At 47.7% G+C, this 26,308-nt stretch carries 21 protein-coding genes; 15 read left to right on the forward strand and 6 right to left on the reverse strand.

What is annotated here, in order from left to right:
* Nucleotides 1-180 precede the first annotated feature (180 nt).
* From DFR44_RS09555 to feoB, 8 genes are all read left to right on the forward strand, one after another.
* Nucleotides 181-876, forward strand: coding sequence for an ABC transporter ATP-binding protein (locus tag DFR44_RS09555; protein ID WP_246012098.1), 696 nt, complete (start codon nt 181-183; stop codon nt 874-876).
* 3 nt (nt 877-879) lie between these two features.
* Nucleotides 880-1,671 carry a TatD family hydrolase gene (locus DFR44_RS09560; protein WP_133621350.1) on the forward strand — a complete coding sequence of 264 codons (792 nt, stop codon included), beginning with the start codon at nt 880-882 and terminating at the stop codon, nt 1,669-1,671.
* Nucleotides 1,672-1,683: 12 nt separating this feature from the next.
* On the forward strand, nt 1,684-4,191 hold the full coding sequence (locus tag DFR44_RS09565; RefSeq protein ID WP_133621351.1) for a DNA internalization-related competence protein ComEC/Rec2: 2,508 nt from the start codon (nt 1,684-1,686) through the stop codon (nt 4,189-4,191).
* 114 nt (nt 4,192-4,305) lie between these two features.
* Nucleotides 4,306-5,931 carry an L-aspartate oxidase gene (gene nadB / locus DFR44_RS09570; protein WP_246012099.1) on the forward strand — a complete coding sequence of 542 codons (1,626 nt, stop codon included), beginning with the start codon at nt 4,306-4,308 and terminating at the stop codon, nt 5,929-5,931.
* Nucleotide 5,932: 1 nt separating this feature from the next.
* Nucleotides 5,933-6,319, forward strand: coding sequence for a YchJ family protein (locus DFR44_RS09575; RefSeq protein WP_133621352.1), 387 nt, complete (start codon nt 5,933-5,935; stop codon nt 6,317-6,319).
* Between the two features lie 67 nt (nt 6,320-6,386).
* Nucleotides 6,387-7,892: an NAD(P)H-hydrate dehydratase gene (locus DFR44_RS09580; RefSeq protein WP_133621353.1), complete on the forward strand. Its 1,506-nt coding sequence runs from the start codon at nt 6,387-6,389 to the stop codon at nt 7,890-7,892.
* A gap of 163 nt (nt 7,893-8,055) precedes the next feature.
* Nucleotides 8,056-8,310, forward strand: coding sequence for a FeoA family protein (locus tag DFR44_RS09585; RefSeq protein ID WP_133621354.1), 255 nt, complete (start codon nt 8,056-8,058; stop codon nt 8,308-8,310).
* Between the two features lie 31 nt (nt 8,311-8,341).
* On the forward strand, nt 8,342-10,234 hold the full coding sequence (gene feoB, locus DFR44_RS09590; protein ID WP_133621355.1) for a ferrous iron transporter B: 1,893 nt from the start codon (nt 8,342-8,344) through the stop codon (nt 10,232-10,234).
* Between the two features lie 84 nt (nt 10,235-10,318).
* Here the strand turns inward: feoB and rho are convergent, their stop codons facing one another.
* Both rho and trxA read right to left on the reverse strand, forming a co-directional pair.
* Nucleotides 10,319-11,584, reverse strand: coding sequence for a transcription termination factor Rho (gene rho, locus DFR44_RS09595; RefSeq protein ID WP_133621356.1), 1,266 nt, complete (start codon nt 11,582-11,584; stop codon nt 10,319-10,321).
* Nucleotides 11,585-11,814: 230 nt separating this feature from the next.
* On the reverse strand, nt 11,815-12,138 hold the full coding sequence (gene trxA, locus DFR44_RS09600; RefSeq protein ID WP_133621357.1) for a thioredoxin TrxA: 324 nt from the start codon (nt 12,136-12,138) through the stop codon (nt 11,815-11,817).
* Between the two features lie 180 nt (nt 12,139-12,318).
* On the opposite strand from trxA, the gene DFR44_RS09605 reads away from it, so the two are divergent.
* Nucleotides 12,319-15,219 (forward strand): PD-(D/E)XK nuclease family protein, encoded by a 2,901-nt coding sequence (locus tag DFR44_RS09605; RefSeq protein WP_133621358.1) that lies wholly within the window; start codon nt 12,319-12,321, stop codon nt 15,217-15,219.
* A gap of 42 nt (nt 15,220-15,261) precedes the next feature.
* Complete coding sequence (locus DFR44_RS09610) at nt 15,262-18,777, forward strand: UvrD-helicase domain-containing protein (RefSeq protein ID WP_133621359.1); 3,516 nt, start codon at nt 15,262-15,264, stop codon at nt 18,775-18,777.
* A gap of 49 nt (nt 18,778-18,826) precedes the next feature.
* Here DFR44_RS09610 and DFR44_RS09615 read toward each other — a convergent pair whose 3' ends face one another.
* The 3 genes from DFR44_RS09615 to DFR44_RS09625 form a co-directional block, all read right to left on the reverse strand.
* Complete coding sequence (locus DFR44_RS09615; RefSeq protein ID WP_133621360.1) at nt 18,827-19,123, reverse strand: hypothetical protein; 297 nt, start codon at nt 19,121-19,123, stop codon at nt 18,827-18,829.
* Nucleotides 19,124-19,254: 131 nt separating this feature from the next.
* A complete protein-coding gene (locus tag DFR44_RS09620; protein WP_133621361.1) occupies nt 19,255-19,974 on the reverse strand; it encodes a type 1 glutamine amidotransferase in 720 nt (239 codons plus the stop codon).
* Nucleotides 19,975-20,097: 123 nt separating this feature from the next.
* On the reverse strand, nt 20,098-21,471 hold the full coding sequence (locus DFR44_RS09625; RefSeq protein WP_133621362.1) for an aspartate aminotransferase family protein: 1,374 nt from the start codon (nt 21,469-21,471) through the stop codon (nt 20,098-20,100).
* Nucleotides 21,472-21,726: 255 nt separating this feature from the next.
* Between DFR44_RS09625 and speB the strand changes: the two genes are divergently transcribed.
* From speB to DFR44_RS09650, 5 genes are all read left to right on the forward strand, one after another.
* Nucleotides 21,727-22,644 carry an agmatinase gene (gene speB / locus DFR44_RS09630; RefSeq protein ID WP_133621363.1) on the forward strand — a complete coding sequence of 306 codons (918 nt, stop codon included), beginning with the start codon at nt 21,727-21,729 and terminating at the stop codon, nt 22,642-22,644.
* A 228-nt stretch (nt 22,645-22,872) separates the two neighbouring features.
* The gene (gene icd, locus DFR44_RS09635; RefSeq protein WP_133621364.1) at nt 22,873-24,120 is read left to right on the forward strand and encodes an NADP-dependent isocitrate dehydrogenase; all 1,248 of its coding nucleotides are present in this window, start codon (nt 22,873-22,875) and stop codon (nt 24,118-24,120) included.
* A gap of 120 nt (nt 24,121-24,240) precedes the next feature.
* Nucleotides 24,241-24,738: a ribonuclease E activity regulator RraA gene (rraA, locus tag DFR44_RS09640; RefSeq protein WP_133621365.1), complete on the forward strand. Its 498-nt coding sequence runs from the start codon at nt 24,241-24,243 to the stop codon at nt 24,736-24,738.
* 180 nt (nt 24,739-24,918) lie between these two features.
* On the forward strand, nt 24,919-25,521 hold the full coding sequence (locus tag DFR44_RS09645; protein ID WP_133621366.1) for a hypothetical protein: 603 nt from the start codon (nt 24,919-24,921) through the stop codon (nt 25,519-25,521).
* A 248-nt stretch (nt 25,522-25,769) separates the two neighbouring features.
* The gene (locus DFR44_RS09650) at nt 25,770-26,006 is read left to right on the forward strand and encodes a PAAR domain-containing protein (RefSeq protein ID WP_133621367.1); all 237 of its coding nucleotides are present in this window, start codon (nt 25,770-25,772) and stop codon (nt 26,004-26,006) included.
* A gap of 24 nt (nt 26,007-26,030) precedes the next feature.
* Here DFR44_RS09650 and DFR44_RS09655 read toward each other — a convergent pair.
* Nucleotides 26,031-26,308 (reverse strand): integrase core domain-containing protein (locus DFR44_RS09655; protein ID WP_162845236.1); only part of this gene is annotated, 278 nt, incomplete at its 5' end.

Below are 26,308 nucleotides of genomic sequence, written 5' to 3' on the forward strand. Positions count from 1 at the left end.
GTGCGCCTAGGCGAAGTGATTGTCATCGCAGCGGTTAGTTTTGGATTGAGTTTGTTGGCAACTGTTTACCCAAGTCGAAAAGCGGCTGCGGTTGAACCTGCAAAAGCCTTGCGTTACGAATAATGCAATCACGCATTGAATGAATTGAAAAAATGTTGAAAGAATGTTGAAAGAATGCTCATGTTAGAACATATTGTTTTACACGCAGAAGGTGTTGCTAAAACTTTTCAAGACAACACTTTAGATGTTGAGGTGTTAAAAAACGTTGCTATCGATGTGCGACGGGGTGAATGTGTTGCGATTATTGGTGCTTCTGGCTCAGGTAAATCGACATTGCTACACGTTTTGGGTGGCTTGGATGTGCCCGACGCGGGCGAGGTGAGTTTACTTGGACAAGCTTATTCAAGTCTGTCGGATGATGCCCGTAACGGTGTGCGTAATCAGCATCTGGGTTTTGTATATCAGTTTCATCATTTGTTACCTGAATTGACCGCTTTGGATAATGTGGCCATGCCATTGTTTATACGTCGCCTGCCTAAAGCACAAGCGCGTGCGCGTGCGCAAGCCATGCTTGAAAAAGTCGGGCTGGGTGCCCGCATCAGCCATTTACCGAGTCAATTGTCAGGCGGCGAGCGTCAACGGGTTGCCATTGCCCGAGCTTTGGTGACCGAACCGAGTTGTGTCCTTGCCGATGAGCCGACAGGCAATCTGGATCGTGAAACGGCCGCTCAAGTGTTTAAACTTGTTCGTCAGTTGGCGCGAGACTTGGGCATTGCCTTTATTTTGGTGTCGCATGATTTAGGTTTGGCCGCTGAGTGTGACCGTGTCTTGCGCTTGGATGCGGGTATGCTACAAGAAACCACTTTAACGGCATAACCCATGTCGTGGATTGATACCCATGCCCATTTTGATGCGGCGGAATTTGACACGACGCGCTCGGATGATTGGGCGCATGCTCAACGCTTAGGCGTGGTGGCGCAAGTAGTTCCCGCGGTTGCGCCGTTTAATTTTGAGACGGTGCGCGGTTTGGCGCATGCATACACAGGGACTGTGTATGCCTTGGGCATACATCCGATGTATGTCAATTCACTTGATGTCGACGTTGCTTTAGCTGAGTTACGCGGTGCTTTGCTGGCGAATATTGAAGATTCACGCTTGGTCGCGGTGGGTGAAATTGGCTTGGATGGTTTTGTCGAGGGCATCGACCAAGACAAGCAATTGGCGATTTACCAAGGGCAGTTGAAATTGGCGCGAGAATTTAATTTGCCTGTCTTGTTGCATGTGCGGCGAGCGCAAGATACGGTGATTAAATATTTGCGGCAATTCGGTATCAAACAAGGCATTGCCCATGCCTTTAATGGCAGTTTTTCTCAAGCACAGGCTTACATCAAGCAGGGCATTCATCTGGGCTTTGGTGGCATGATGACGTTTGAAAAATCGAATCAAATCCGCCGTTTGGCCGCCGAGTTGCCCATTGAATCTCTCGTTTTAGAAACCGATGCGCCCGACATGTCGCCCGCTTGGGCGTATAAAGAAAATAATTACTCATATTACCTGCCTCGAATTGCCGAGACCTTGATGACGCTTCGGGGCTTGTCGGCCGCGCATTTAAGCGCACAACTTAGAAACAATACTTTAAACGCCTTACCTAAAATTCAATCGGTACTATAGATACAGGCACATATGCACGGACAATGGCGACTTTTCTTACTGACGGTGTGTATGGTGGCGAGCCTGACAGCAGCACATCAATGCGCCGAATTGCTCCCTAAAGTTGCGTTGTGGGGCTTGGTGATTGTGGCTGGTTTAACTGGTTTGTGTGCGTTCAAATTCAAAACGTTGCGTTTGTTCTTTGTTGTAATGATGATGTTGAGCTTAACTGTGGTTTATACACAAATCCAAGCATGGCAACGCTTGCACGAGCATGTTCTTTCGACTTGGATTGGACAGACCTTTTATGTACAAGGCGTGATTGACAGCATTCCCACCCGCACGCCATTTGGCGTGCGCTTTATTTTTAAGCCAACTGCCGTACAGTCCGATGCGCTTTTGCAACAAGCTTATGATGAAGGGCAGTTGCCCAGCCGCATCAGCACGGCTTGGTATGACGATGATTTGCCCGTGACGGGTATAGATGGTTTACGTGTCGGGCAAGTATGGGCTTTGCCTTTGACGCTTAAACCCACACACGCGACACAAAACCCTGATGTGTATGACCAAGAGCAGGACTGGTTTGCGCGCAATGTACGTGCTTTAGCAACGGTACGCCTGAATCAAAGCACCCCTAAAGACATGTATCCTCGTTGGTTACGCACCGAAACATCTTTTTGGCATGTTCTGCAAAATACCCGTGCAACCGCCTTGCAGCGGATAGACCAATCTTTAGCGGGAGAAACTGGCGAGTCAACCGCGCTGTTCAAAGCCCTGACATTGGGTGAGCAGAATGCCATTTCAAATACACAATGGGCTTTGTTCCAAAAAACAGGCGTGACCCATTTGGTGAGCATATCGGGGGTGCATGTGACGATGCTGGCGATGGTGTTGGCGTGGTTGACGCAAGCATTGTGGCGACGGTCGGTGAGGTTATGTGCGTGGTTGCCTAGTTTGCATGCGGCGCAGTATGTGGGCTTGTTGGTGGCTTTTTGTTACGCTTTGCTTGCAGGATGGGGCTTGCCTGCTCAGTGCACTGTGTTGATGTTGGCGTTGTGGTTGTTGCTCTCTCGCTTGGGCGTGGCGAGTTCTGGCGTGCGGGTGTTGTGTTTTGCGCTCTGGGTGGTCTTGTTATCGGATGTGTTTGCGGTGTTTTCAATGGGGTTTTGGCTGTCATTTGGTGCTGTGGCGTGGTTGATTTTGGCTTTAGGTGAACGAAAATCGGGCGATGACTCAACTGACGGTTCAAGTACTTCTGATAAAAGCGCGTGGATTTTGAAGTTCATCGGTACGCAAATTGCCATTGGCTTGGCTCTATTGCCCGTGACGTTGTATTTCTTTCACCAAGCCTCCTTCTTGGGTGTGGCAGTGAACATCGTCGCCATTCCATTGGTTACGGGTGTCGTAACGCCAGTGCTGTTGTCCGCTTGTTTGCTGAGTTTTATGTTTGGTTGGGCATGGCCGATGCTGTGGGCGCATGCTTTATTGGATGTGTGTTTGCAGTATTTGAATTGGCTTGCTCAAGCGTTTCCCCAAGCCATTTGGTGGCACAGCTTGACGTGGTGGCAGGCGGTGCTTTTGTCTGTGATGAGTATTGGTTTGTTACTGCAGTTACGTCAAAGGCGATGGTGGCGTGTTGCGGCATTAAGCATGGGTTTTATTGTGCTGCTGTTCTCGCCCGTCAATCGAGTGGTTATCCCTTATGGGCAGGTGCGCGTGCATGTGTTTGACATCGGTCAAGGCAGTGCGGTGTTGTTGCAAACTGCATCGCAAAACTGGTTGTTTGATGCAGGCCCTCGCTATGGTGAGAACTCGGATGCGGGTGTGCGCTTAATCGTGCCGTATTTACGTAGTATCGATGTTAATCGCTTGGATATGATGGTTTTGAGTCATAACGACACAGACCACACGGGTGGCGCGGCGAGTGTGTCGCAAGCGGTTGAGGTGTCTCAATTGGTGGGGGCAATGTCTGCCGAGCAAATGGCGGCGTTGGGCGTGCATTCGGCATCAAAAGATTTTTGCTTGACGGGTCAAAGTTGGGCAGTTGATGGTGTGCGCTTTTCGATATTGAATCCAAGTCTTGAAACCCTAATGGATAACACTCTGGCAAACAATCCAAAAAGTTGCGTCTTACGTGTAGACGCTTCGGCTGGACAGATGAAAAGCATGTTGCTCACTGGTGACATTGACGGCTTACAAGAAGCTCGCTTGCTGGTGTCGCCACAGGGTGGCGTGTGGGATTGGCAAGTGGATGTGCTGATGATGCCTCATCATGGCAGTCGACACAGTTCCACCGCGCCACTGCTTGAAGCCACCAAGCCCAAATGGGCCATAGCCCAAGCTGGTTTTTTGAATTCATTTCACCACCCCGCGCCGAATATCGTTGAGCGTTATCAAACAGCAGGTGCCCAGGTGTTTAATACCGCTGAAACGGGCGCGTTACGGTTTTGTCTGGGATGTGTGACGGCAAACTTAGATATTTGGCGCATCACGGGGCGACGATATTGGTGGGATGATGCGCTTAAGCGAGTCAATAATTAGTGCGCAACTTTGCAAATGTAGGTTGAATCTGATATTGTTCGAGGCGAGATGTGCAGCCCAATTGCTGTGCAATAAACAACAAACTCGAACAAACGCAAACAAACGGGGTAAACAATGGGAATGCAGCAACAATACGATGTGGTGATTGTTGGTTCGGGCTTGGCGGGCATGAGTGCCGCCTTATCGCTTGCGCCGACCTTGCGAGTTGCATTGTTATCCAAGGGGCAACTGCTAAGTGGCTCAAGCAACTGGGCGCAGGGCGGTATTGCTGCTGTAATGGGTGCTGACGATGATATTCAAAATCACTACGATGACACGATGGTCGCGGGTGCGCAGTTGGGCGAAGCTGAAGCCGTGCGCTTTGTGGTTGAGCATGCGCCTGCTGCCATCAACTGGTTGGAACAAGAGGGCGTTCCTTTCACAAAGGAAGATGGGCATCTGCACTTGACGCGCGAAGGCGGACACAGTCATCGTCGAATTGTACATGCGGCGGATGCGACGGGTCACGCCATTCAATCGACGTTAATCGAAAAAGTCATGGCTCATCCTCATATCACCGTATTAGAACATCACATTGCGGTTGATTTAATCACAGGGAAACACCTTGCTTTGCAAGGCGAGGAGCTCAACGAAAGCGATAAGCACCGTTGTTATGGTGTGTATGCTTTGGACAATGCTTCAGGACAAGTCCATGCACTGGGTGCTGCGCATACCATATTGGCGACAGGAGGCGCGGGTAAGGTTTATTTATACACCACGAATCCAGACAGTGCCTCGGGTGATGGTATCGCTATGGCATGGCGCGCGGGTTGTCGTATCGCAAACATGGAGTTCATGCAATTTCATCCGACTTGCCTTTTTCACCCACACGCAAAATCGTTCCTCATCAGCGAAGCCTTGCGTGGTGAGGGCGGTATTTTGCGTTTACCCGCCAAGGTGGGCGAGCCTGCTAACAGCGGCTATCGCTTCATGTTTGACCATGATGAACGCGGTGAGCTGGCGCCACGCGATGTGGTGGCTCGTGCGATTGACTTTGAAATCAAAAAACATGGTTTAGATTGTGTCATGTTGGACATGACCCATAAAGACCCTGCGTTTTTGCAAGAACATTTTCCAATGATTTTTGCTCGCTGCTTGGAACTTGGCATTGACATGCGAGTGACGCCTATTCCAGTTGTTCCTGCCACACATTATACCTGCGGCGGGGTGGTGACCGACTTATCGGGTAAAACCGACATTGCCAATTTATATGCGGTTGGCGAAGTGACTTATACGGGCTTACATGGGGCGAATCGATTGGCTTCGAACTCGTTGCTTGAGTGCGTGGTCTTTGGCCAAGCCGCTGCCCGTGACGTGCTCAAACAAGCAGCCATTGCACCAAGAGACTTACCTGCGTGGGATGAGTCTCGCGTCACCAATGCGGATGAAGAAGTTGTCATTTCACACAACTGGGACGAATTGCGCCGTTTCATGTGGAATTACGTTGGCATTGTCCGCACGAATAAACGCCTTGAGCGTGCCGCCCATCGCATTGAATTGCTAAAGGACGAAATCAACGAGTTTTACAAACATTTTCGAGTCACGCCTGATTTAATCGAACTGCGTAATTTGGTCACCTGTGCAGATTTGATTGTTAAATGCGCCCGTTATCGTCACGAATCGAGAGGACTGCATTACAGCTTGGATTATCCCAACGCCGCGCCCAAAGCCATGCCGACCGTGCTTTCACCTAAGGTCTAGTATGGGCAAACATAAGACTCAACCTTGCCCGTGTGGCGGTCAATATTACGAAACTTGTTGTGCGCGTTTCATCGTCGATGGGCAAACAGCCGAGACGGCGGAGCAACTCATGCGCTCGCGTTATAGTGCCTATGTTTTGGCGAATGAGGCTTATTTGCGCCAAACTTGGCATGTCAGTACGCGCCCGAATGAGTCCATCATTCAAGCTGAACCCGTTAAATGGCTCGGGCTAGAGGTGCTTAAACATGAGCACGCATCGGGCAACAAAGCACAAGTTGAGTTTGTTGCCCGTTATAAAATTCAAGGCCGCGCCCATCGGATGCACGAAGTCAGTGACTTTGTACGGGAGAATGGGCTTTGGTTTTACGTCAGCGGAGACGTGAACTAAAGCTGGGTTGCTTATCCGAAAACATTAATTTTGAAATTATCCTTTCCCTCATTTAATTGAGCCGCTTATGAGCCCGAGCTTACATCAAACCATATCTATTTTAGATGTCCCTGCTTTACGAATGATTGAACAAGATGCTGAACGAGACGGTGTTGATTTAATGGCTTTAGCCGCCTTGTCTATCGCGGATAGGGTCAGTGCAAGATACCCTTCGTCCTCATGTGTATGGATAGCAGCGGGCGTTGGCAATAACGGTGGTGATGCGCTGTTTGCGGCGCAAATTTTGCATCAACGCGGCTTTCATGTGCAATGCATGGTCATGCAGCCACCAGTAAGTAGGCGAACACAAGCCGCTTTGGCAGAGTGCGAAACTTTGAATATACCGATTGTGCGAGATGTCGCTCTCCTGCATGACTTAAGCCAATTAAAGCCAGCTCCCAATTTAATTATCGATGGGTTACTGGGTATCGGTATTAACCGTGCACCTTCTGATGAGTTAGCAGGCTTGATTGCTTTTTTAAATCAGATGAATACGCCAATCTTAGCCTTGGATGTCCCATCGGGTTTAAATGCAGAAACAGGCGAAGCCTTGGGTGAGGTCATCCGCGCGACCGATACATTGACTTTTATAGCGCAAAAATCAGGTTTATGGATGGCTGATGGTGCAGATTGTGCTGGGCAGGTTCTTTTGGCTGACTTAAATGTGAACAAAGACGCATATCAATCAACTGCTGGGGCTTTGAACCTAGAGCATGATGCGGCTCGGATTAAGCTCAAACGCCCGCGCAATAGTCACAAAGGACGATTTGGCAGTGTCGCCGTGGTGGGCGGGCATGTCGGGATGCTGGGCGCAGCATTGCTCGCGGGGCGAGCTGCGCTTGCTGCGGGTGCAGGCAAAGTTTGGTTGAATGTGTTGGATGAACGGCTGGCGGTCGATGTATTTGCACCTGAATTGATGATACGTTTAGCGAATGCCAATCTGGGCGACGCGCATGCTTTAGCGATTGGGATGGGCTTAGGGCAAGATGAAGCCGCGCAATTGGCTTTGAGTCATGCGTTGGGATACCACAAAGCGAGTGTTTTGGATGCCGATGCCTTGAATTTAATCGCGCATTCGCCATTAAGCGAGACCTACAAAACCACATTGCGAACGCGAACCTTACCTGCGGTGTTGACCCCACATCCAACCGAAGCGGCTCGCTTGCTCAAGAGCTCAACGCTTGACGTTCAAGCGAATCGAGTGGCGGCTGCGCGGCGCATAGCTCGGGAGTTCGCCAGCGTCGTTGTGCTTAAAGGTGCGGGTACAGTGATTGCACATCCTAATGGCGCATTTAAAATCAACACCACTGGTGGTAGCGCGCTAGCGGTTGCAGGGCAGGGCGATGTGCTGTCGGGTGCGATTGCGGCACTCTTGGGCATGGATATTGCGCCATTTGACGCAGCTTGTTTGGCTGTTTATATGCACGGCTTGGCGGGTGATGCATATGAAGCTCAAGCAAACGGCAGTATCGGTCTAAGTGCAAGTGCCACCGTGCCGCGCATCAGCTCCGTTTTGAATCAGTGGTTACTTTGATGATTGAATTTTGTCCATCTTTGTTCAAATAATATTTTTAGAACCATTGCGAATTTTTCACATGCTTTAAAAAACACTGCTATAATAAATCTAATTGAAAAGCATTCTCATTTGCTTTTGTGTTTATAATTCAAAAAAGGCTTTTAGCCTGTGAAAGTTGAATGTGCATCGTGTAAATACCAACCTTAATCAAGCCGCGGTGAATCAGTTACTTATTGTGCGAGCGGTACACGCTGATGGCGTACCCACTGAGTGGGTTCATTGGCTCGAAGATATCGGCTTTCTCAGTGGCGAGCATGCCATGGTACTCAAGCGTCCTTTTATCCCTGGTGGTGCTTTGGTTGTGCGGATAGGCTTATCCACGTTTGCATTGCATCCGCAAGAAGCGGCATGTATTGAAGTCACCGCAGTCAGCTGATTTTCTTTTTCATTTATTCAACTTCATCCATATGAATCAATCCAATATTCAGTTTTATCCCAGCGGTACTTTGGTCGCGCTGGTCGGAAATCCCAATTGTGGTAAAACCGCGCTGTTTAATTTATTGACAGGCAGCCGTCAAAAAGTCGCCAATTACGCGGGGGTTACGGTCGAGCGTAAAGAGGGGGCGTATCTCCAGCCCGATGGCAAAAAACTACGTATCCTTGATTTGCCAGGCACATATAGTTTGTACCCGCGTTCACCCGATGAAAAAGTCACTTGTGACGTATTGGCAGGAAAAGCCAAGGGCGAAAAACGCCCTGATTACGTTGTTTGTGTGGTGAGTGCCACCAATTTGCGCCGTGGATTGCGTTTGGTTTTGAGTGTTAAACGGATGGGCTTGCCCGTCGTAGTGGCTCTGAATATGACCGATGTGGCCCAGCGGCGTGGCATCAAAATTGACGAAGCGCTGTTATCGACAGAGTTGGGGCTGCCTGTTGTGAGTACCGTTGGCGTTAAAACGGAAGGTGTGAAAAAGCTAGAACACTTTTTAAATGATTTAACCGCAAAACACATGTCCGAGAACATGGCTGTTAACACATATAACGCCAGTGACAAAACAGAGACCGATGGCATAGGCGATCACGCAACCGTCCGAACCATTTTAAACAACCTAGGTTTAAATGAGACGACACCGCATCAGCTCACAGAAAAGTTGGATTCACTGTTTTTGAATCCAATTTGGGGCTCATTGATACTTGCAACGATTTTATTTATGGTTTTTCAAGCGGTGTTTTCGTGGGCTGAACTCCCGATGGGACTGATTGAAACCATGACGGCTGGTTTGGGGGAGTGGGTCGGTTCGCTTTTACCTGATGGCATCATTAGAAGCTTTTTGGTTGATGGCTTGATTGCAGGCTTAGGCGGTGTGGTTGTGTTTTTACCGCAAATTGTTATTCTATTTTTCTTTATTTTATTATTGGAAGAGTCGGGTTACTTGCCGCGAGCGGCCTTGTTACTCGACCGCTTAATGGGCAGCGTTGGTTTATCGGGGCGTTCATTTATTCCATTGCTGTCGTCATTCGCGTGTGCCATTCCTGGGATTATGGCGGCACGTACAATTCCAAATCCGCGTGACCGTTTGGTGACCATTTTGATTGCGCCATTGATGACGTGCTCCGCTCGTTTGCCTGTGTATGCGCTGCTAATCGGTGCCTTTATCCCAGAAAAACAAGTTTGGGGTGGATTTGAGCAGCAGGGCATTGCATTATTTGTGCTTTATTTTGCGGGGATTTTGGGTGCGTTTGCTGTGGCTTGGGTGCTGAAACGGTTTGGTAACCATCAACACATGCGCACTTTGATGATGGAGTTACCCGATTATCATTGGCCCAATGTGCGTAACTTACTGATTGGCTTGTGGCAAAGGGTCGACATTTTTATGCGTCGTGTCGGTGGAATTATTTTGACTTTGACCATTGTCATGTGGTTTTTAGCCAGTTTCCCCAGTGCGCCTGATGGTGCGGTGGGTGCACCGATTGAGTATAGCTTTGCGGGCACTTTGGGGCGTTGGTTGAATGTACTGTTTGCGCCGATTGGTTTTAATTGGCAAATCAGTATTGCGCTGATTCCAGGTTTGGCCGCGCGCGAGGTGTTAGTCAGCGCATTGGCTACGGTTTATGCTTTGTCTTCGGGGGACGATGGGGGCGCATTGATGCCGATTATTGCGAGTCAATGGTCAACGGCAACCGCTTTGTCTTTATTGGCTTGGTTTGTGTTTGCGCCACAATGTTTGTCGACCATCGCCACCATCAAGCGCGAGACAGGTGGGTGGAAAATGGCTTTAATCACGGCGGGTTACTTGTTTGCTTTGGCGTATTTGGCATCGTTTGTGACATACCGTGTGGCGTTATCATTGGGTTTGTAACTGATTGTTTTCATTGGTTTTCTAATAAAAAAGCTTTGCATATGCAAAGCTTTTTTATTTGGACGGCTGAACGTTTATGAACGATTATTTGCCACCGCGTTTCATCATGTCAAAAAATTCAGAGTTGTTTTTGGTTTGTTTCATCTTGTCCAAAATAAACTCCATAGCCGCAATGTCGTCCATTTCATAGAGGAATTTACGCAAAATCCAAACTTTTTGCAAAACATCGGGCTTAAGCAATAATTCTTCACGGCGCGTCGATGATTTATTTAAGCTGATGGCAGGGTATACACGTTTTTCAGACATGCGACGGTCAAGGCAAAGCTCCATATTGCCCGTGCCTTTAAACTCTTCAAAAATCACATCATCCATGCGTGAGCCTGTATCAACTAACGCGGTGGCAATGATGGTGAGTGAACCGCCTTCTTCAATATTGCGCGCTGCACCAAAGAAACGTTTAGGGCGTTGCAATGCATTGGCGTCAACACCACCTGTCAATACTTTGCCAGAGCTTGGAATGACGGTATTGTAGGCGCGAGCAAGGCGTGTGATGGAGTCCAATAAAATAACCACGTCTTTGCCTGTTTCGGCGAGACGCTTGGCTTTTTCGAGTACCATTTCTGCCACCTGCACGTGCCGTGCCGCGGGTTCATCAAAAGTCGAGGCAACGACCTCGCCTTTGACGGAGCGCTGCATTTCGGTGACCTCTTCTGGGCGTTCATCAACCAGCAAGACAAATAAATCAATGTCGGGACGGTTGGCGGTAATGGCATGCGCGATGTTTTGCAGCATCACGGTTTTACCTGATTTGGGCTGAGCGACAATTAAACCACGTTGACCCAAGCCGATTGGCGACACGATGTCAATGATGCGGCTGGTAATGTTTTCTTGTGATTGGATGTCGCGCTCAAGTGGCAACAAAGTGTCGGGATGAATTGCTGTTAAGTTTTCAAACAAAATGCGATGTTTGGTGTGTTCAGGCGCTAGACCATTGACTTTATCCACTTTTACTAAAGCAAAATAGCGCTCGTTGTCTTTAGGGGTGCGCACTTCACCTTCGATGGTGTCGCCCGTGTGCAGATTGAAGCGGCGAATTTGTGAGGGAGAAATGTAAATGTCGTCGGTGCTGGCTAAGTATGATGTATCAGGCGAGCGCAAAAAGCCAAAACCATCGGGCAAAACTTCTAAAGTGCCGTCGCCAAAAACGGATTCGCCTGCTTTAGCGCGGCGTTTGAGTACTGCAAACATGAGTTCTTGCTTGCGCAAGCGGCTGGCATTTTCAATGCCAAGTTCTAAAGCCATATCAACCAATGATTTAATTGGCAAAGATTTAAGTTCGTTTAAGTGCATGATGTCGTGTATTTTTTATGTTTTAGAGTGCGTTTTGACGCAGAGGAAAGAACTTTGGAGGGAGGTGTAATCTGATTGTAGAAAATCGGGGATTTGCTAAAAATGTAGTGACGGCAAATTATAGCGTAAAAAGGTGATTAAAAATGCTGTTTTGTGATTTGGTTTAAACCTGTGTCACGATGTGTGAGGCACAGGTTTAAAAAATGCAGGAAGAAGCTACTTATGGATGATTATAAGACGCTGTCGATGAAAGCGGCCAACTGTGACTTGCTTGCAGCACCGACTTTAGTGCCCATAACCGTTCCGTTTTTGAACAACAATAATGTTGGGATGCCGCGGATGCCAAATTTAGCAGGTGTTGCGCTGTTTTCATCAACATTCATTTTAACAATGGTTAATTTGCCATCATAAGCTTTGGCCAACTCGTCCAGTACGGGTGCAATCATTTTGCAAGGACCACACCATTCAGCCCAAAAGTCGACTAATACGGGTGTTGTGGCGTTTAATACATCAGCTTCAAAAGTGGCATCGGTGACGTGGGTGAGTGTGCTCATTGTTTTTCCTTATTCATTCAAAATAGATTTTTTAAAGTTAGTAATTATTAGATGGGGGTATTTTGACTTAATTCAAGTCTTACCGTCAAATCGGCTGAGGTTATTTTAGCGGTTTTCTAAAGTTTGTGCTGAGGGCATCGTATAATTGTACTGGTCTATTTTAAAAACTAAAAGAAAACAGTGCACACATTAACATACGATTTATTCCCGCCTGAATCACCTCAAACATCTGAGGATGAGCCTTGGACAAAGCACAACTGTGTGTTTGATGATGTCTTTTGGTCTGACGTGGTGGAACGCATGTGGCATGCAGCCGAAAAAAATACGGTTGCACTTCAGTCGCACATGATGATTGTGCCCGATGCGTCAATGTACGTGCCTTTTCAAAAGGCATGGGCCAAACATGCGTACTCCTTGAATCGTCCGTGTGTCATGCCGCGCATGATGACCTTACTGGATTGGGCGAAGTCTGCGGGGGCTTCCGATATTGATATGCAGCACACCGAGCGGGTGTTGAACTGGATGGGGCAATTGCGTAATACTCAGCAGCTTGCCGAATGGCTGGGGGTGTTGGAAGAAGTGCATTTGTTTGACGTGGCTCGCGCCTTGATTGACATGAGCGACGAGTTGAGCTTGCAGCTCCTGGCTGGGCAAAACTTGGCGGATGGAGAGGCCGCTTTATTGACCGCGGTGGAAACTGTTTTTGAACGGCATGCAGGTGTGTTTGCTCAGCAGGAGTTATCGATATTGCTGCAATGTTGGCGGGCAGATGTGTCCGCTGGTGCAGAACAACTTTCGCCTGTATTGAAATTTTTAGAAACACTGCAACAGTTTGTGCGGCATCCCCCTGTTAAACAGGTTTGGGTGGTGCGCAATCGACCTTGGGCACGTTTTGAAACATGGTTTTGGCAGGCATACGCGCAGGCGTCGCAGGTGCACTTGCTGGACGTGACTCAGGTACGGGCTCGTGTTGACGATGCACGTTTACAGCAATTGCACACAGCATGGTTAGAATCCATTCGCATTTCGTCCGCTGATACACCCATTCCGCAGGGCACTGCAAAAATCGTTCAGGCTGAAAGTTTGGAAGACGAGGCGCAAGCGGTGACGCAGCAAGTGTTGGCGTGGCGCGCCCAAGGCTTGCAAAAAATTGCTTTGGTCGCGCTAGACCGACAAGTCTCGCGGCGCGTTTGGGCTTTACTTGCGCGATGCGGAGTCTCGATTCGTGATGATACGGGATGGTTGCTGGCGACGGCTCGTGCTGCGAGCAGTTGGCGAGCTGGGCTGACGTTGTGGCAAGGCGAGGTGTTGGCCGTTGAACTACTTGATTGGCTGTCTCATCCCATGGTTTTGGGGATGTTGCCCGCTTCCCACAAGTCCTTGCTCATTCGCCATGTGCAGCATTTGGCCATGGCACAGCCCGTACTTGCACGCGATTGGCAGGCATGGTTGAACTTGGCGAGTAGTCAGAGTGTCAGAGCCGATTTGCAAATACAAGCTGAAAATTTGCAAATGGATTTGAGACAATCAACGATTGATGTATTTGGCAAAGCCTTGAATATTCAAGCGTCGTGGCGTAGAACTTTTAGTTTAAGTCAATGGGCCGTCAACATCACGAAATGGTCGTATGATTTTGGCTTGTATCAAGGATGGACAATTGATCCTGCAGGCCAAGTGTGGTTACAACTTTTAGAAAAATGGCGTTGCGCTACAGTTAAAGCCCCCTTGGATTTATCGACATTTTTGCGCATCGCTGACAGCGAGGTGGAGGCGAGTACGTTTCGCCCACACGATGTCAGCGATGACGTTTTGCTGTTGCCACTGGGCAGTACACGCATGCGGCATTTTGATGCCGTCTGGTTGATGGGGGCGGATGCGAACAATTTACCAGGCGTTTCCAATAATGTCGGTTTGTTAAACATGGCGGTACGTTTACAGCTTGGATTGCCAACCCATCTTGAACAACAGGAACAGGCTAAAAATGATTTAATCGACGTGTTCGCCACTACGCCACACGTTGTAGCGAGTTTTTGTGGCACACAAGATAGCGCACCGAATGCCATCAGTGCGTGGCTGGCGCAATGGCTCAGGGCAGGGCAGATGACGTTAAGTTCAGCGAATCTCACAGTTGAACACGTCAAAGCCGATTTACATCCGCGCAGTCAAGTGAGCATCGAAGCTCATGTGCCCGTTGAGGTCAGTGCAAGTGACTTGGAGTGTTTGGCGGCGTGTCCGTACCAATTTTATGTTCAACAAGTGCTTAAAACTCGCCGTCAACGTTTACCCAGTGACGACATTTTGCCCTCAGATAAGGGTAACTTGTGGCACAAAATCATTGCTGCTTTTCATCAGCAACGCGATGTCAATAACAGCACTTATGATGTTGAGTTGTTACAGAACATCGTGCGCCGCTATCTTGAGCCGTTGTGCGCGCACAATGCCCGATATTGGGCTGTACTTGAATTGTTTTTGGACTACGCCAATCCTTACGTGGCGTGGTGGCATGCCCGCGAAGCCGAAGGATGGCAAGTGAAAAGTAGCGAAGCATGGATAGAATTGGCGCAAGAAGTGCATGCCAATGGCGAGCGCAAACCTTTGTTGTGGAAAGGCAAAATCGACCAAATCGACCAACGAGAGACCCTTGAGCCTTTAACCGCTCAGGTCAAGCGCGACACGGCCGTCATTGATTACAAAACAGGTTCGTTAAGCAACTACACGCGCCAAATTCGCGATAACAATGATGTGCAACTGGCGTTTTATTTAAACTTGTTTAGCGCAGAAGAGCGAGCCACCCTGAGTCAAGCGGGTTACGTGGGCGTCAGCACTGAACCTGTTCAAACATGCAAATCCAAAGCACATGGAGGCGATAACGATTATCCGCAGGCATGGCTCAACCCTGAACAAAACGCCCCCGACAATCAAGCCATACAAACTGCGGCTCAACAATTACACCAACAAGTTGACGATGCCTTTATGCGCATGTACGCAGGAGAAGCATTACAAGCCATGGGCGAGTTGACCACCTGTCAACGATGCCATGCGCGAGGCGTGTGTCGTAAGGGGTATACGGTATTGTTTTGAAAAATTTTTAGCCTTTCCAGCCATTTTTTATGATGTATTGATATGAATAACAGTATTCAAGCCTACGAAATCAACCATGAGCCTTGTGCGGCGGGCGTGTTCAATTATGCCGCGCTTGACCCTTCGCGCAGCATTGTTGTGCGTGCGTCTGCGGGTAGTGGCAAAACGTGGCTGTTGACATCACGTATCATCCGATTGTTATTGGAAGGTGTTCTGCCGCATCACATGTTGGCGATTACGTTTACTAAAAAAGCAGCTCAGGAAATGCGGGACCGCGTGGCGTCGATATTGCAAGCACTTGCGGATGAGCCTGAAGCGGTGGTTTTAAAACAGCTCATAGAACGAGGTTTGACTGAGCCAGAGGCGTTGGCTGCCCTGCCAAAGGCGCGTACGCTGTACAACGATGTTTTGGGTAGCGGGCAGGACATTCCGATTTTTACTTTTCATGCGTGGTTTTATCGTTTATTGCAGGCTGCGCCCATGGGGTCGGGCGTGATGCGCGACGCCACTTTATTAGAAGACGCCAGCGAATTGCGCATGCAAGCGTGGGATGATTTTTATAAACAGTTTAATACGGTTGATGGTGAAATTTTACGTGCGCATTATTTGAATCTGGTGCGTGAGTTGGGGGAAGAACCAACGAAGAAGCTACTTAATGAGGGCTTGGCTCAATCGACAGAGTTGTTATTGTTTCGCCATGTTTGTGCGCGTGAAGACAGAACCGTGTTGGAATATTTAGCGCAAGATATTTTGCTACAAACGGGTTTGGATGTCTCGTTGGGTGAAGCAGGCGTTTATCAACGGTGGTCGGATGAGTTGGCGAATAATCCTGCATTTGCAGTGTGGCTCAATGTGTTGGCTCACGGGGATGAAAAAAAGCAAATCCGTTCGCAAACATTGTTGAATATTTCCAAGCTCGCTGATGCGACGCAAAAGTACGCGCGCATGCGAGAATTTTTAGTTAAAGGTGGCGATCGCATCGATGCACAGCAAAACAAAATAACGAAAGCCCAAGTCAACAGTTTGATGGGCGTCGTGAGTGAAGATGAGTACGCAGCCGCTCTTGCGTCGCTCAATGACGGCTTTAAAAAAGTTCAGCACGATTTGGCTGATTTGCGTGCGTATCAATTGCACATTGACGCTTTGCCTTGCGTTGAGGCGTTAATTGAACGTTATCAGACGATTAAGCGTCGCACGCGTCAATTGGATTTCAGTGACATTGAATACCAATGCTTTGAGCTGTTAAGCCATCCAGATACAGCGGCGTATGTACAAGTTCAACTCGATGCGCGGTATAAACACTTGTTGTTTGATGAGTTTCAGGACACCAACCCGTTACAGTGGCAGATTATTAAAAGTTGGCTGGATGCTTACGAACATGATGCGGTCAAGCCGCGTGTGTTTATTGTTGGCGATGTGAAACAGTCGATTTATCGCTTTCGTAAGGCGGACGCACGATTGTTTGACGCCGCGCAACAGCTTTTGATTGAAAAATACCAAGCCGACGTGCTAAAAACCCATGCCACGCGGCGAAATAGCCACGCGGTGGTCAACTGGGTCAATGGCTTGTTCCGCATGGACGAGAGTGAATTGGCGGAAAGTTTCAGTGCGCACAGCACATTTAATGAGGACATTGGGCATGTGGCGTGTTTGGGGCTTAGTGCGGTTGAACAAGCAGAGGAGAGTGAAGAAGCAAGCGAACCTTCTGATGACAGTGCCACCAATACCAATACTCCCGCGCCACGTCATTGGCTCACGCAACCGAAGCACGTCATAGCAGCAAACGTGCGCGATGAAGAAAGTGTACAACTGATTCAAGCGATTCAACAGCTGGTTGGACATTATCCCGTCAAAGATGAACACACGGGCGAGTATCGCCCCGCACGCTACAGCGACATGATGCTGCTGGTTTATACGCGAACGCACCTGACGGGGTATGAGCGACTGTTACGAGAGGCTCACATCCCCTTTATCAGTAGTCGTCGGGGCGGTTTACTTGACACGCTTGAGGCATTGGATTTGATGGCGTTGGTGCAATGGCTGATGGATGCGAGTGATGATTTGGCTTTGCTGCATGTATTGCGCACGCCTATTTTTGATGTGAGTCATGAAGATTTGGCTATTTTGCTTGATGCACGCACATCGTTCACAGAAAATGACATCGTGCCATCCTACTGGCAAGTGATGTTGCAGGCGAATGACTTAATCCCCAACTTACAAAAGGCTAAAGACTTGTTGCTCAATTGGCTCGCGTATGCACAGTATTTGCCGCCACACGACGTTCTCGACCGCATTTATGCCCAAAGTGAATTGCTAAAACGCTATGCTGAACGCGTACCGCAATGGCTTAATGCGCAAGTACAAGCCAATTTGCGAGCGTTTTTGCAGTTGGCGTTGACGGTCAATGCGGGGCGTTATCCAAGTTTATCCAGTTATTTACAGGCTTTGAAACGTTGGCAGGCTTTGGATAAAGAGGGCTTATCTGAAGCCGAGCCTTTAGGAATGAACAATGCGGTGCGAATTTTGACCGTACATGCGTCAAAAGGTTTGGAAGCCCCCATTGTCATGCTGATTGACATGAAAACCAAAACAGCGAAAAGCGAGAATAATCTTTGGTTTGTGGACTGGCCTGTGTTGGCGAGTGCGCCAACCCATGTGTCTTGGCTCGGTACCAAAGAGCGAACAGGAGCGTGGCGGGCATCACAATTGGCTGATTCGGCGCAACGCGGGCGGGTTGAAAAATGGAACCAATGCTACGTTGCAATGACCCGAGCACGTCAATTGCTTGTGGTGAGCGCGGCACAACTTAAAACCGATGACGCAGAAGAAAAAAGTTCAAACACGAAGCAAGGTCTATTCGATTATCTGCAACAGGCGATGAATGATGTGCCTGAGTCACAACGTTTGAGTGCGCAACCGATAGAGTGGGGGGCGCAGCTTAAGAAATGGTCTACGAATGATGGGACTTATATTGAACCCAGTGACTCTTTAAGTGGGGACAAAACGGCTTTAACCAATAAGTATATCGACATTGCATTGACGGAAGAGGTTCGCCACATGTGGCATGAGGTGTCGATTGCTGCTGAATATAATGCTGACGAAGCCCGCAAAAATCACGCGGCTGCATTAGGTACAGCGTGGCATGGTGCCTTGCAGTTTGCGACCGACAATTGGGGCGAGCGTTTAAATGATGCCGAGCTGGTTCAGCGTTTTGGCATCACCCTAGATGATGCCAAAATTGTTCAGACGTGGTTGACGCAGACTTTACAACGCGATGAATGGCAGGCCTGGTTTGACCCACAACTTTATGATGAAGCGGTCAATGAGATGAGCATCATCACGGCCAAAGGAATGCTCAAGCGCATTGACCGCTGGGTGCGAAAGGCAGATAAGTTGACCGTCATGGATTTTAAAAGCGATTGGACAGAAGCAAACTTACCTGAATATGAGGCGCAGTTGCGCGAATACATGAGCTTAATGGCACAGCTTTATCCAACTCATAAAATTGAGGGAGTCCTACTGGCTCCAACAGGAAAGCAGCATGAGCTGATTTTATGATGAACAATCGCTTGTTTAAAATGACCAAATGACCGATTGTTAAAGTCAATTATCTACGGTATTCGTAGCCCAAATCGACCTGCCCATACACTTCAACCGAGGAGCGTTGCCCCATGCGCTCTCTAAATTTTTGCATGGCGCGGTCTTTTTCCGTGAGGGGCATTTCACCACGGATACCAACGATGTTGTTGTCCTTTTTGTCGGATACATCAAAAACCAACGCTGGACCGCTATTGGATGAGCCGAAATCCATGCCCACAACTTGTGTTGATTCATCATTGGCCAAGGCCGTGCCGCTCATCATAACGAACAGCGCACTGATGAAGCCTAGTTTTTTTAAACGCATGATGCCCTCCTACTTTCTGTTGTCTAAATTGATTCCGATTTAATCATCACTGTGTCCTATAGTACGATGATTGAACGCCATCCTATAACAGAACAATGGGCAAAACATGTATTTAAATCATTTTTAATAAATTAATACCGACTGACGTTGCTCAACCAACGCGTATAGAGCTGACGTGCAACCGCTTGAGAATGTTCGGCATACACCCAGTTTTCACGGCGTATTCTTTCTTCCGAATGTACATTGGCCTCATTGGCGAGAGCGACGTCTTCACGGGCCGTATCCAGCCAATGATTTATTTTTTCTGGCAACGCCTCAACGTGGAATTGCATGCCTAAGTGAATGTTATCGTACACAAATGCTTGGTTTGTGCAATATAAACTACTGGCTAACAGTTGCGCATTGGCGGGGGGTAAATAAGTCTCGTTATGCCATTCAAATAACGTCACAGGGGCTAGACCACCAAACCATTCATAAGCAGTTGCAGTGTGAAGCGGGGCAATGGTATGCCAACCGACTTCATGATAAGGGGCTGGGATGACGATTCCACCCAATGCCTTGGCCAGCAGCTGCCCACCCAAACAATGACCAATCACTGGAATGCGATAATGAACGGCCTCTTTGATTAAATTGAGCGCGTGAGTGAGGTGAGGGTAGTTCAGCTCATCATTGGAACTCATGCCACCGCCCATCACGGCAAAGCCACTATAGTCCGTAATGGTAAAAGGCAAAACATCACCAGCCGCGATGTTTATTGTTTCAAAAGGTATTTCCCAATTAATCAGACAGTCGGTGAAGTAAGCGGGCCAATCATAATGAGCATGTTGAAGAACTAAAATTGGTTTCATCATGTATCCTTTTTGTCTCTGTGTTTGTTTTAGGTGATATTGATGAGCACATGAGTTATGAAGCCATCCCACATCATCTCACCATGGTTGTAACGAGGGGAGTGGCTTTTTTTTAATGTTATTTATTTAATTGGTCACTAACTCGGTTAAACATTCGTTAAATACATTTAAAAAGTGCTCAATATCTTCGTCTCTCGTGTCGGGGCACACCAAAGTCATGTTGTGAAAAGGCGTTATCATGATGCCTCGATTGAGTAAGTATAAATGAATCGCTTGCTCAAGTTCCGCATCCATTGCTGCTTCAGCTTCTGAACCATTTTTGGGTGAAGTTGGGCAAAATTGAAACTCGCTGCGCGCGCCCAGCTGTGTCACGCTCCACGGCAAATTGTGCTGTTTAATGATACTGCGTAGCCCAGTAGACAGCTTATTTTGCTGATTAATGATGTGCTCGAACGCTTTAGGCGTTGCCACCTCAGTCAAATTGGTCGCAAGCAAGGCCATCGTCAACATATTACCTGACAATGTTGTGCCGATACCCGAATGACCAGGGGGCGCCGATTCTTTTGCTTCGCGCATGCGCTGCGCGATGACCGCGCTCATGCCATAGACCGCACAAGGCAAACCGCCTGCAATGGCTTTACCAGCCACCACCATATCGGGTTTAAAGTCGCACAACCCCGTATAGCCCGCATACCCCGCGCTAATCGTGTGGGTTTCATCAAACACAAGTAAGGTATCGGTCTCATCGCAGGCATTGCGTAAATCTGCTAAAAAACCATCGGCAGGCAACACCATGCCGCAATTGGTCAAAGCAGGTTCAGTCAAGACACAGGCAAACTCTTTTGACGCCAATTTGGCACGTACTGCCTTGATGTCATTGAACTCAACAACATCTGTAAATTGAGTTAAATCATAGACTTGCCCCAACAAACTGGCTCGTGTTGCGGGGGGGGCAGAGGGGTTGTTTGCATCCAAATCCACGAATACATCATCAATTGTGCCGTGATAACAGCCATTAAACACTAAAATCTTTTTACGCTTGGTGATGGCTCGCGCCCAACGCACAACGAAACGATTGGCATCGGTCGCTGTGGTTGCCAGTTGCCAAAAGGGTAGGCCAAAACGTTCAGTTAAAGCGTGTCCAGCTTGAGCGGCATCGGCCGTGGGCAGCATCGCGGTGTAACCAGTAAAAGCAGCCTCCGCCAATTTTTTGGCTACGGGTAAAGGGCTGTGTCCAAACATTGCGCCTGTGTCACCTAGGCAAAAATCAGCATATTGATGCCCGTCAACATCCGTAAAGTGTGCGCCTTGGGCTCGCTCAACAAACAGTGGCACGGGCGTTCCCCAATCGGCCATCCAATGCAGCGGTACGCCAAAAAGGTAATGTTGCTCTGTTTGTTCAGCAAGCTCGGCTGAACGGGGGCGGGCGCTCAAAAATGCCGCCGCTTCTCGTTGCGCGATGGCTTTTATGCGATCGCGCGAAATCGTGGGTGTGGTCATGAGGTTCTCCTTTTTTTGACAATAAAATCGAATAGGCTACGACAGCCTTGCACTAGAAAAGTGCAAAATGAATAAGCGGTGCTATTTTGCTTTAAAAATACATGCATTGAACGAGCCAATCTTTGAATTAAAGGGCATCCACTTATAAAATAGCTAAGAATTTGATGCGCTTGTGGATGCAATAAATGTATATTTAATTGAAAAATCAGTTTAAATACCGTTTTTATACTGTAAATGTTGACCTTAGGAGAAACCATGGGTTTTGCTTATATGAGCCAAAATCGTTTTTTAGCCGTACCGCATAACCAAATGGACACACCATTCGCGGTTGCGGGAGTTCCGTATGATGGTGCTGTTACTCATCGACCGGGCGCGCGTTTTGGTCCTGATTCCATTCGTCGCGCCAGTCACATGCTGTGTGACGGAACGCATCCGTTTTTTGATGTGTCCCCATTCCAGTACTTGAGTGATGTTGGCGATTTGATGCTGCCCAACACCTCAATAGAGGGCATGCGAGAAAGCCTCGCGGCACAAATTCCTGAGCTGATTCAAAAATATCACATGTGTTGGCTTGGCGGCGACCATTCAATTACGCTCGGATTGTTGCGAGCCTATCGCGCATGGGCGGGGCAGCCGCTGGCCGTATTGCACTTTGATGCGCATTGCGACACGTGGGAAGACCACTTTGGTGAACCATCAGGGCATGGCACTTGGGTGTATGAGGCAATTCAAGAGGGGCTGGTTGACGCAGAATCTTTTGTGCAAATAGGTATTCGTTCCGCAGGCGTGCGTGAAGCGCGTGAATACGTGAAAGACCAAGGCGGCACGATTTTCACTGCGCGCGACATGCGGGGTTTGGAAACATTGGATGAGCTTAAACCTGTACTTAACGCTATCCGTCAGCGCATGACGGCTAAAGGCTTGCCACTGTATATGACCGTCGATATTGACCACTTAGATCCCGCGTTTGCACCGGGTACGGGCACGCCAGAACCAGGCGGCATGACGACGAATCAAACATTTAGTATTTTAGAGCAGTTGGCTGATTTGCCGTGGGTTGGTATGGATTGCGTCGAGGTCGCACCCGCTTATGATTACGCAGAATTGACCAGCAATGCGGCCGCTCAAATTGTGTGGACGTATGTGTCTGGGCAAGTTGCAAAAATCAAGTAAGGGTAAAAAAGACAGGAGCGAAGGGAGCAAGGGGGCGAGCAGTTTGCCTCCTTTTTTCTTTAAAAGAACGACAAAAACAGCGTGAAAAGTTATCGCATCATTTGAAAAATCAGGCATAATGTCGCGGTTAAGGTCTTATACAAGACTTGGTGAACGATTGACATCAATTCTTTGTTTTACGTTCGCTTTTTATTTTCAAACCAACAATAACTTTACACTGGAGCCCGTATGTACCAACACGTTAAAATTCCTGAAGGCGGACAAAAAATCACTGTCAACGCCGATTTCAGCTTGAATGTTCCTAATCAACCGATTGTGCCTTACATCGAGGGTGATGGTACAGGCTTTGACATCACGCCAGTAATGTTAAAAGTGGTCGATGCTGCGGTTGAAAAAGCCTACGGCGGCGAGCGTAAAATTCACTGGATGGAAATTTACGCTGGCGAAAAATCAACCAAAATTTATGGCCCCGATGTGTGGTTGCCAGCCGAGACCATGGAAATTTTGCGCGATTATGTGGTTTCAATTAAAGGCCCTTTGACGACACCCATTGGGGGTGGCATTCGCTCATTGAACGTGGCATTGCGTCAAGAGCTAGATTTATACGTTTGCTTACGCCCAGTGCAATACTTCCAAGGCGTGCCATCACCTGTGAAACACCCAGAAAAAATTGACATGGTGATTTTCCGCGAAAACTCAGAAGACATTTATGCAGGTGTTGAGTGGGAAAGCGGCTCTGAAAAAGTGAAAAAAGTCATTAAATTTTTGACTGAAGAAATGGGTGTCACAAAAATCCGCTTCCCTGAAACTTCAGGCATAGGTATTAAGCCCGTTTCAGTTGAAGGCACAACGCGATTAGTTCGTAAAGCCATTCAATATGCCATCGACAACAAGCGTGACAGCGTGACCTTGGTTCATAAAGGCAACATCATGAAGTACACAGAAGGCTTGTTTGCGAAAACAGGTTATGAAGTGGCGCAAAAAGAATTTGGCGCAGAATTGCTGGATGGTGGCCCATGGATGGTCATCAAAGCCGCACACGGCGACATCGTGATTAAAGACTCGATTGCGGATGCGTTCTTGCAACAAATTTTATTGCGCCCAGCCGAGTACAGCGTTATTGCGACTTTAAATTTGAATGGCGACTATATTTCAGATGCCTTGGCGGCGCAAGTGGGCGGTATTGGCATTGCACCAGGCGCGAATCTGTCTGATTCAGTGGCCATGTTTGAAGCCACACACGGCACAGCACCAAAATATGCAGGTAAAGATTACGTCAATCCAGGTTCAGAAATTTTGTCTGCAGAAATGATGCTTCGTCACATGGGCTGGGTTGAAGCCGCCGACTTGATTTTGGCCTCAATGAGCAAATCAATTGAGGCAAAGAAAGTCACTTATGACTTTGCTCGCCTGATGGAAGGCGCAACGCAAGTCTCTTGCTCTCAATTTGGTCAAGAAATGATTAACAACATGTAATTTAATCATGACTGTTGAGTAAGATGACGAAGCTAAAATCGCCCAAAACTAAAACAAGTTTGGGCGATTTTTTTATGATGCTTCAATTTCACTGGTTATGTCAGTTAAAAGGAGTTGAATATGACTTTTGCCACCACCGACTTATGTGATGCTCATGAAAAAGACATTCACGCAGGCGTGATACATGTATTGCCTCCCGTATTTAAACAATACGGAGGGCAAACCACGTTTAGCGGGCAAGCCGTCACGGTTAAGCTGTTTGAAGACAATACCGTCATTAAAAATATTTTAGAAAATGAAAATGGCACAGGAAAGGTTCTCGTTGTCGACGCAGGTGCAAGCGTGCGATGTGCGGTTCTAGGGGGTAATATTGGCGCAGCCGCTGTCAAAAATAACTGGGCAGGGGTCATCGTCAATGGGGCCGTGCGTGATATTGGTGAAATTTCGGTGTTACCGCTAGGCATATTGGCCTTGGCCTTGCATCCCGTGCGAGCCATTCGCCGCAACGAGGGGGTGAGAGATATAACCGTTCATATTCAAGGCGCGACGGTTCAACCGAATGACTGGGTTTATGTCGATGCAGATGGCGCATTGATTAGCCCACAATGCTTGAACTGAAAATATTTAGGTGGGTAAAAAATAACAAATAAAACAAAATAAAAAATCGCAAGGATAGATAAATATTATTTTAAATAGAGATATACTTATAATTAAGAGGTGTCCAAGTATTGATTCTTAATTGAATGAAATGATTGAGTCGCCCTTGTTGTTTTTACCTTCTAAATTTTGGAGATGTTTATGAAAAAACGTTCACTTGTCTTGTTGACTGCACTGTTGATGGCGGGCTCTTTGAATTATGTACAAGCAAAAAATATGCCAGATTCTGCGGTGGAGGCTGTAACGGCTGATAACAGCAAAGGTGGAATGGTTGAAGTTAAATTAAGCGCCAAAGTCGTTAAATTAGATAAAAAGAAACGTCACTTGACGGTGCAGGCTGACAACGGTGCAAAATATGAGTTTACCGCTTCAGAAGAAGTAAGAAATTTTGACAAAATCAAAGTAGGGGACAACTTAGTGGTTCGCTATGTGAAAGGCGTTGTTTTGACCTTAGTGCCCGCCCATCAACGCACAGGCGTGCCTCAACGGACTGAAAGCTCAGCGTCAGTTGCCGCAGAGTTAGGACAAAAGCCGGGAGCGCTCGAAGCCCATCGCACTGAAATCAAAGCCATTGTTAAAGCTGTTAATCGCAAAGAACGCACAGTAACTTTGCGCGGTGCTCACGAAACCGTCACAATTGACGTGCCGCAAGAAATTGATTTAAGCAAAGTCAAAGTAGGTGATGAGGTCAATGCAGTGATTACAGAAGCAGTTGCAGTTGATATTGAAGCGCAACCCAAGTAACGCCTTATCACTAAGTTAAAGCGGGTTTATTTTACAATCGCGTAAAAAGATATTTTTTACGCGATTTTTTATTATCTAACTAATTTTATTGAATTTGAAATAGATAAAGTTTATGCTTGCTTGATGCTATTAAATAATTAATTATCAGAACTTAAACAATTTGCTTGTTAAGCCAATTTGGCTGTAATATAATTTGTCAATAGATATATAAAATAAAGTGCAAGTCATTAAAACAATCAGGAGAAAATATGTCATACCCCGTGTCACGTATTGGCGATACCTCGGATCATGGCGGGAGCATTATCACAGGCTCAACAAACTTCGGAGTCGACGGCATGCCTGTTGCTCGGGTTGGCGATATTCTTGATTGTCCGCAACATGGTAAAAATCCCATTGTCACCAGCATGGTGGTTCAGACTCAAGATGATGGTAAGCCACTGGCGCACATAGGTTCTAAAACACAATGCGGCGCAACGATTACCTGATCTGCCCTCATTTCAACGGACAGTTTAAGCAGCTATTTTAGATGCTGCGGATTCAAATTTTACAGGGCTTTGGTATCCCAATTTTGAATGTTTGCGTTTGAAGTTGTAATAGGCTTCAATAAACCAGAAGATTTCGCGTCTGGCGTGCTCCATTGACTCAAAGGCAATGCGATAGACATGTTCGACCTTGAGCGTGTGGAAGAAGCTCTCACAGGCGGCATTGTCGTAGCAGTTGCCTTTGCCGCTCATACTGCATTTCAAATCATAAGCTTTAATCAATCGCTGATAGACTTGCGAACAGT

It is taken from the genome of Hydromonas duriensis, assembly GCF_004363775.1.
Classification (GTDB): Bacteria; Pseudomonadota; Gammaproteobacteria; order Burkholderiales; family Burkholderiaceae; genus Hydromonas; species Hydromonas duriensis.

Coding starts and splice junctions, on each gene's coding strand:
- DFR44_RS09555 (WP_246012098.1), top strand. CDS start 181: ATGTTAGAACATATTGTTTTACACGCAGAAGGTGTTGCTAAAACTTTT.
- DFR44_RS09560 (WP_133621350.1), top strand. CDS start 880: ATGTCGTGGATTGATACCCATGCCCATTTTGATGCGGCGGAATTTGAC.
- DFR44_RS09565 (WP_133621351.1), top strand. CDS start 1,684: ATGCACGGACAATGGCGACTTTTCTTACTGACGGTGTGTATGGTGGCG.
- nadB (WP_246012099.1), top strand. CDS start 4,306: ATGGGAATGCAGCAACAATACGATGTGGTGATTGTTGGTTCGGGCTTG.
- DFR44_RS09575 (WP_133621352.1), top strand. CDS start 5,933: ATGGGCAAACATAAGACTCAACCTTGCCCGTGTGGCGGTCAATATTAC.
- DFR44_RS09580 (WP_133621353.1), top strand. CDS start 6,387: ATGAGCCCGAGCTTACATCAAACCATATCTATTTTAGATGTCCCTGCT.
- feoB (WP_133621355.1), top strand. CDS start 8,342: ATGAATCAATCCAATATTCAGTTTTATCCCAGCGGTACTTTGGTCGCG.
- rho (WP_133621356.1), bottom strand. CDS start 11,584: ATGCACTTAAACGAACTTAAATCTTTGCCAATTAAATCATTGGTTGAT.
- trxA (WP_133621357.1), bottom strand. CDS start 12,138: ATGAGCACACTCACCCACGTCACCGATGCCACTTTTGAAGCTGATGTA.
- DFR44_RS09610 (WP_133621359.1), top strand. CDS start 15,262: ATGAATAACAGTATTCAAGCCTACGAAATCAACCATGAGCCTTGTGCG.
- DFR44_RS09615 (WP_133621360.1), bottom strand. CDS start 19,123: ATGCGTTTAAAAAAACTAGGCTTCATCAGTGCGCTGTTCGTTATGATG.
- DFR44_RS09620 (WP_133621361.1), bottom strand. CDS start 19,974: ATGATGAAACCAATTTTAGTTCTTCAACATGCTCATTATGATTGGCCC.
- DFR44_RS09625 (WP_133621362.1), bottom strand. CDS start 21,471: ATGACCACACCCACGATTTCGCGCGATCGCATAAAAGCCATCGCGCAA.
- speB (WP_133621363.1), top strand. CDS start 21,727: ATGGGTTTTGCTTATATGAGCCAAAATCGTTTTTTAGCCGTACCGCAT.
- icd (WP_133621364.1), top strand. CDS start 22,873: ATGTACCAACACGTTAAAATTCCTGAAGGCGGACAAAAAATCACTGTC.
- rraA (WP_133621365.1), top strand. CDS start 24,241: ATGACTTTTGCCACCACCGACTTATGTGATGCTCATGAAAAAGACATT.
- DFR44_RS09645 (WP_133621366.1), top strand. CDS start 24,919: ATGAAAAAACGTTCACTTGTCTTGTTGACTGCACTGTTGATGGCGGGC.
- DFR44_RS09650 (WP_133621367.1), top strand. CDS start 25,770: ATGTCATACCCCGTGTCACGTATTGGCGATACCTCGGATCATGGCGGG.